The sequence below is a fragment of the Mycobacterium sp. VKM Ac-1816D genome (assembly GCF_000416385.1).
Lineage (GTDB): Bacteria > Actinomycetota > Actinomycetes > Mycobacteriales > Mycobacteriaceae > Mycobacterium > Mycobacterium neoaurum_A.
Window position 1 is genome coordinate 1 of record NZ_AOHQ01000086.1, and the last position, 1402, is coordinate 1402.

General features: G+C 66.8%; 1 protein-coding gene. It reads right to left on the minus strand.

Features of this window, described 5'->3' with window-relative positions; all coding sequences use genetic code 11:
• Positions 1-1402, minus strand: a 1402-nt coding sequence (locus G154_RS00270; protein WP_036478554.1) for a CoA-acylating methylmalonate-semialdehyde dehydrogenase, incomplete at both ends; no start/stop codon positions are given.

Sequence of the window (1402 nt, forward strand, 5' to 3'; positions counted from 1 at the left end):
CGTTCTCGGGGAAGCCGAGGTTGATGCCGCCGTGGGAGGGGTCGAGCCAGCGGGTGGTGATGGCTTTGGTGCGGGTGAAGAAGTGCACCCCTTCGGTGCCGTGGGCGTGGGAGTCGCCGAAGAGGGAGGCTTTCCAGCCGCCGAAGCTGTAGTAGGCCATGGGGACGGGGATGGGGACGTTGATGCCGACCATGCCGACTTCGACTTCGTTTTGGAAGCGTCGGGCGGCGCCGCCGTCGTTGGTGAAGATGGCGGTGCCGTTGCCGTAGGGGTTGGAGTTGATGAGTTGTAGGGCTTGGTCGTAGGTGTCGACGCGTAGGACCGAGAGGACGGGGCCGAAGATTTCGTCGGTGTAGACGCTCATGTCGGGGGTGACGTTGTCGAGCAGGGTGGGGCCCAGCCAGAAGCCGTCTGCGCCGCCGTCGGCGGTGATGTTGCGGCCGTCGACGACGACTTTGGCGCCGTCGGCTTCGCCGGCGTCGATGTAGGAGGCGACCTTGTCCCGATGTGCCTTCGTCACGAGCGGGCCCATGTCGGAGTCGCCTGTGCCGTCGCCGATCTTCAGGCCGGTGGTGCGTTCGGTGATCTTGGCGACGAGGTCGTCGGCGATGGGGCCGACGGCCACGGCTGCCGAGATGGCCATGCAGCGTTCCCCGGCGGAGCCGAAGCCGGCGTTGACCATGGCGTCGGCGGCCAGGTCGAGGTCGGCGTCGGGCAGGATGACGGCGTGGTTTTTGGCCCCGCCCAGGGCTTGGACGCGTTTGCCGGCCGCGGTCCCGGTCGCATACACGTACTGGGCGATGGGGGTGGACCCGACGAAGCTGATGGCTTTGATGGCGGGGTGGGTCAGGATTTGGTCGACGGCGGTCTTGTCGCCTTGCAGGACGTTGAACACGCCGTCGGGCAGGCCGGCTTCTTTCCACAGGTTGGCCAGCCACAGTGAGGCGGACGGGTCTTTTTCGGAGGGTTTGAGGACGACGGTGTTGCCGGCGGCGATGGCCAGGGGGAAGAACCACATGGGGACCATGGCGGGGAAGTTGAACGGGGAGATGATGCCGACCGGCCCCAGGGGTTGCAGGATGTTGTGGACGTCGACGTTGGTGGAGGCGTTTTCGGTGTAGCCGCCTTTGAGCAGGTGGGGGATGCCGCAGGCGAATTCGACGACTTCTTGGCCGCGGGCGACTTCGCCGAGGGCGTCGGAGACGACCTTGCCGTGTTCGCTGGTGATGATTTCGGCGAGTTCGCCCTTGCGGGCGTTCAAGAGTTCGCGGAAGGCGAAGAGGATTTGGGTGCGCTTGGCCAGGGAGGTGTCGCGCCAGGCGGGGAACGCCGCGGCGGCGGCCTCGATGACTGCCCGGGAATCCTCGACCGAGGCCAGGGCGACCTGACCGGTCACCGCACC